At 35.3% G+C, this 6,047-nt stretch carries 3 protein-coding genes; all 3 read right to left on the reverse strand.

Features of this window, described 5'->3' with window-relative positions:
- Window positions 1-492 precede the first annotated feature (492 nt).
- The 3 genes from ACFINR_RS08940 to ACFINR_RS08950 all read right to left on the reverse strand — a co-directional run bounded on the left by ACFINR_RS08940 (window position 493) and on the right by ACFINR_RS08950 (window position 5,131).
- On the reverse strand, window positions 493-1,431 hold the full coding sequence (locus ACFINR_RS08940; RefSeq protein ID WP_375654147.1) for an abortive infection family protein: 939 nt from the start codon (window positions 1,429-1,431) through the stop codon (window positions 493-495).
- Window positions 1,432-2,828: 1,397 nt separating this feature from the next.
- Complete coding sequence (locus tag ACFINR_RS08945; protein ID WP_375632733.1) at window positions 2,829-4,193, reverse strand: MFS transporter; 1,365 nt, start codon at window positions 4,191-4,193, stop codon at window positions 2,829-2,831.
- 590 nt (window positions 4,194-4,783) lie between these two features.
- Window positions 4,784-5,131: a hypothetical protein gene (locus ACFINR_RS08950; RefSeq protein WP_375654150.1), complete on the reverse strand. Its 348-nt coding sequence runs from the start codon at window positions 5,129-5,131 to the stop codon at window positions 4,784-4,786.
- Window positions 5,132-6,047 lie beyond the last annotated feature (916 nt).

Genomic DNA, 6,047 nt, shown 5'->3' on the forward strand with positions numbered 1-6,047 from the left:
TACGGAGCTGCCTTATTATAAGATTAAGTAGGGTAGGGGAAGAACGTATAGGTATCTAATTTACGCGCATAAAGGCTGTGTAGAAATTAAATCTAAACTCAGATTCTCTCTCTTTAGGGAGTTAAGACTTGTGTTTTTATCATAATGACTAGCTTCTCCATCATAATATTTCTGCACGAGAGCTTTCCAAAAATAGTACACCAGCTAGTTTGTTCTTAAAAAAAATAATCAAGGCAATACTTTTGCACCATCCTCATTCGTCATCCTTAAGGGCGGCTTTTGCATTTACAGAAATTGCCACTGACTTTAGAAGCAGAGCCTAGAAACGTGGGGAAGAGGAGAACCATAGGGTGCTGTGACTACTCATGTTGTCATGCTATAGAAATATTTGGTTTTGTAGGGTAGCAGAAGCCCCCTTTAATGCTTTTTAGGCATTAAAAATGGCATGAGAAAATGCTGGTAGTCGTGATATGTTTTTTCTAAAGTTTTTTATTATGGCTGATCCATGAGCTCTAAAATATAAATTGAGAGAGAATGGGCGGCATTAAAAGTTAAATGCGCATGGTGAGGTTTGAGATTAATTAGTTTAAAATCCTTTTCTGAGCGGCCGTGCGCTGCACTTTTCTTGTTTCTTAAACTCATAGTACCATCTACAATTTGATACAGACCGGATGCGATCATTTTTAAGTCATTTTCATCTAGATCTTGATTTTTTAAGTTTTCTTTCTTCATATCTTCGGGATGGATCTTAGCTTTCTTAACGACTTGTTTCCATAAAACGGGCAGCGTATTACGGGCGTTTTCTGCATATGGGATAGAATGGTGGTCGAGATAAGCTTTGCAAGAGGCTTCCAATAGATTTGCTGCAAATAGAACCGCCTCCTTTGGATCTTTTTCTATATTTTCTAATGCTCTTTTTATTTCGATTTCTACTGCTGAAAGTCCTTTCTCTGTAATACGTTTTTGTAGCTCTTCTGTAGAGAGGAGACCAGCTTTTTGCAATTCTTGTGTGAAGGTTAGCTCATTCTTGATAATATATCCTCCACGCTGATATTCTAATCCATCTTTCTTTAACGTTTCTAAAACTTTACGTTGATCTTCTTTAAGCTGTTGTAGCATTTGATCTTCTGGTATGTCTTGAAATATGAATCCGACTAACTTATGAAACTCGCTGTCCAAAAAATCACCAAGCAGGGGACCAAGGACTTCAAGCGGTTTATTGCATTCTACATTGATTGTATCTAGTCGTTTCTTAATCTTGACTTCATCATCATCACTTCGATACTCATGAGGAGCAGATGGTGTATAAAAAAATAAGGCATCCAAATTCTTTGGCCAATAGTACTTTGGTAATATTTGAGAGAGTATCCTAATTGTTGCAGGAGGGATTTTGTTTTTCTGAGATATTTTTTGCGGAGATGATAATTGCATTTTATGGCTTTATAATATCAAAAAGTGGTATGTTGAGTGGTTTTTAGAGTATGATTTTATTGCCTGACCTTTTATAGAAGGTCGCGCAACAATTTTGTGGCTTATATAAGATTTGTGAAAGATAAATGCCATATTGTGTTTTATTTTTCTCCTTTCATTGTTATAACAGTGAAGGGGGGAATAATGTGTGATAATTCGAAAAATATAGAATGAGAACAGAAGTATAATTTTGTATTATCGTAACTGCAATAGCATTCTTTATTGGCAGATTGTTTATTAGAGAGAAGGAAGCAGGCAATGCGCATAATCCCTGAACGGAAGGTTTTGTGACAAGAATTTTAATAATGGCATGTTACTAAATGTTGTGTGTGTTCTTTGCTTGTCAGAAAAAGTAGATGGCGCTCTTTATTTGCATAACCGGTATAGAGTAATGAGTAATGCGGAAGGCTAGTTTAAAATCTCGTTTATTCCGTTAAAGTTTACTGTTTTCTATAAAAAGACTGTTTTCATTATATCCGCTGTGAAGCTCGCATACTTGGTAGATGGAAATATATGCGTTTATCGTGTCTGTAAGGGAGCTTGAAGCAATGAAGTTATGTGTAAAAGAGTTCTGAAAAGCTTCTTTTGTCCGTAAATTTTATAAGGAAAATTTAAAGGCAGGAAGATATTAGAGAAATCTAAGAGTACGCTGTAAAAGTAAAAAACAGCCTTTTTAGAGATGGTTTGCTGTCTGTCATCGTGCTTCATGATTTTCAATGTTTTTAAAATTTCTTTCTCAATGAGAGAGGGCTTTTTTATTAAAGCGGGGGAGATTTCTTATAACAGTTAACAATGAAATGGAGAGAAGATGCTGCTTTACCAGCTGTTTTTGTCGCTTCAGTTTCATTTGAACCTATTGTGATTATAAAAGCATAGTGATTCAATGACTTTGAAAAGGGGGGAATAACATTATCAAGTTTGCAATACAGTGCGATTTTCCACATCGCGGTGCGTTATAGAAGATGATTAGCATTTATAGGGGCGTGCGCGGGGGCGGGTTCTATATTCTATGCTGGTTCGGTAGGGCGTCTGTTAGCGCATTTATGGGACTATTCCGCATTGAAATGCGTGCTTAATTTCGTGGATCTTTGCAAAGGTCTGATCAGAAAATCCCATATTTCAAGAGGTTTTTAGAGGGATTTAAAAGCACAGAGGTATCATAAAATTACAAACACCGTACGTTACTGGAGGTGATCAATTTTAGAGCTTAAGGAGCTTATCGGTTTAGTGTTCTTTCATAAAAATGATGAAGGCTGTGTTCAAGGTCTCAGTGTGTTGGTTTCTCGAAAAGTGGTAAATGCTGTATGATTTTATATGCCATTGCCAATGTTATGGATAGGGTGTTCAAATAAAGCATATCATAAATCAAAATTCTTCTCTTTACGCGATAAGAGGAGGGCTAGGCAAAACAGTAAAAATGCAGCGATAGAGAATATGAAGAATACGATATATGTTTGGTTTAAGGACAGGGATTCTTCTGTCAGCGAATGGATCAAAAAGCCAGCGAATATACCCCCTAAGGCACCACCTATTTGCTGTAATATGCGTGTGATAACGGCTGTATCTTTGACGTATAAACTGTTGACATATTGGATGGGGGCGGAAAGGCAGACAATGGTGGCGATGCCAAGTCCTATGCCTCTTAGCAAGAATCCAAGTCCATCCATGCTTATATTATAGCCGAAGCATAATAACCCAAAGCTTGATATCACTAAACCAATTCCTATCATGAAAAAGGGAGATTTTTCTTTCCATTTTTGGTAAATAAATTTCCTTCCGATCCATGCTCCTACCCCTTGCAGAGCAAGGAGGGCACCGATGATGAGAAGGCTCTTTTCATAGTTTCCTTCCATGGCAACGGCTAGTGGGAAATAAACGAGGAAGCTATAAAAAAGAAATGAAGCAACAAGCCCCATGATCATGAGTAATGTATAGCGTGCATTTTGAAATCCGCTAAAGACGATTAATTTGTTTTTTGCTTTCTGATTAGAAACAATGAATAATATGAGAGATATCATGGCTATAAGTGCTAGGATATATAAGTGGTTTTTGTTATTGATATTTCTGGCTTCTGTGAGGTAAAAAAACGAAAGAAGCGATATGGAAAACGCTAAAAATGCAAATAAGTTAAATTTTGTTTTTGTTGTTTCGTTGCTCTTTAAATGTTTTGCTCCAAGGGTGAGTGCCAATAAAATAAGCGGAATATTGATAAAAAATAACAAACGCCAAGACACATACTGAGCAAGCGAGGCGCCTACCAGCGGACCAAAGGCAGGAGCGAAAACTGTTGGTACGGCTATGGAGCCCATGGCTTGGCGCACTCGTGTCTGTCCAAATTGTAAGGCAATGATGGTTTGGCTAAGGGGCAGCAAAAGACCTGTCCCGAAACCTTGAACGATACGAGCAGATATAATAGTTGGAAAACTATAGCTTAATCCTACCCCCAGTGATCCAAGCATAAAAATGAAGCTTGCAAGAAACCAAGTGCTTTTGATACCTATTCTTCCTTGCACAAAAGCGGCCATTAGCAGCCCTGGAACGGTGGCGAGAAAATAGGATGTTACAACCCATTGTATATTATTTTCTCCGACTGAAAAATAATGCGCAAGGTTAGGAAGGATGACATTGACAATGCTCCCGTCCAGCAGAGGAAGTATGCTGGAAATAATGACGGTATATATGACATACCTTTCTGTTTTTGTATAGGAATCTCTCTTTTGCATTATTATGCCCCCTGTTGATATTCTTTTAGATATGGGTCCCGCGTTATAAATTACAGAGCTCTAAGAATGAACACGCATTTGTGATATCTGCGGTTTTGATATTGGAATGAATATGATTGGAAGTGCTGATGGTCCCCTTGTGTACAACCCGCCTTTTTCTCTAGAATTAAGCCATCAGTTAAGCTGATGTCAATGAGTTTATCGAGGAGTCTATTTGCCGTCAACTCAATCTGCATGAGAGCAAAAGCAGAACCTACACAAACGTGCACGCCTGCTCCATTTGCATTTATTATTTAACATGGAAAATGTGAAAATCTTTATAAATCAAATTATTGACTTAAAAATCCAATGTTTGTTTATATATCATTTTTTATGCTTAAATGATTGTTTGGGTATCAAATGTATTCTCAATAGTTTATAATTTTCTTTTCTTAAATGTGCAGCTCTTTCTGAAAAATGTTCGATAATTTCTTGATTGTTTAATAAAAATTAAAATTGGTTATAAGGAAGAGCTTGTAAATTATAGAGTAGGAAAAAGGTGCATTTTATAAAAAACAGGGGAGGGTTGTTTCCATAACCCAAACATTTTTTCAAGTTGTTGTGGTATCTTTTTGAATTGCTTGATCGATAAAAGTTTTATAATTATCAGAAACAATATATTGGGTATTTTCTCCTAAAGCTTTGAAATGTTCACGATCGCAATGGATTTTTGCTTTTTCCAGAACGCGCAACATGTCTTCGAAAATACTTCTTTTGCTTTCCACAACAAAATACAGTTTTTCTTGCCCATTTTGCTCGAATAATACAGTCCAATCGGGAGTATATGATCCAAGAGATGTATCAATTTTAAACCATTTAGGCAGTTTCGCATAAACTTTAATCTTATCGTTTTTTTCAAATGATTGTGCAAAATTGAACTCAATATCTGAATCATAAATACATGATCATAAATTGATTTATCAGTTTTTGTCATATTCTTTTATAAAACAATTTGCTTTTATATTTATTAAAATGCATTTTCTATTTTATTTTTTCGTATAATTAGCCAATGAAGTTTTTGCTCTAATATCGCAATTTGTAAAAGACTATTTTGGTCATTCAATATGAAACTTTTTATGTCGGTTTCTTGTATTGAAAGCAATGGTACGATTTTTGATATCTGTATAAAATATTTACAAAAGAATTAATAACGCATGATTATAGAATTTTGTTCTTTGTTTGAAGCATGTACAGTTAAACCATTGTTTATTCATAGATTTTATGTTCATTATTTATTTGATACATTTAATCTAGAATGTAAATTGTGTTCGTATACTCAAACTAAAATACTGGTATTGAAGTGGTGAGAGTGTTGCTTTGTTGAGAATAGATCATTGGGTAGGTTGGTATTCCCTTTGTATCAGAGAATTCAACTTATTCTCTCATATTGTGTGTGGATGAAATGTTAACCGCATAATGCTCCCTCTTACATGAGATGTAAGATTGATATGTTTTCCACATTGAGAAAAGTTGTTGATCGTAGAGGAATATTTTTCTGCGAAATTTGTTTGGCTTAAATGCAAAAAATAGAGCAAGAGTCGCATATTTGTTATGCTGTAATGGCATATATATAATCGATGGAGTCAACACTTCATTTAAGAAGTTTTTTAAAAGAAAAACATAAAAAAATAGAATTATTGAAAAAAATCTTTTATTTTGAAGCTTGTTTCTCACGCTTATAAAAGCTTCACGTGGATTTCGAAAATTCTTGTTGTGTTGAAAAGCAAGACAATTTTGCAAAAAAGCTGCACTATGCGTGCAGCTTTTTATGTATTTGCTTTAAAGGTAGACAGGTAGATGTTTTAAAGCATGAAA

The organism is Bartonella sp. AP19HLJMH, from assembly GCF_042196245.1.
Taxonomy (GTDB): domain Bacteria; phylum Pseudomonadota; class Alphaproteobacteria; order Rhizobiales; family Rhizobiaceae; genus Bartonella.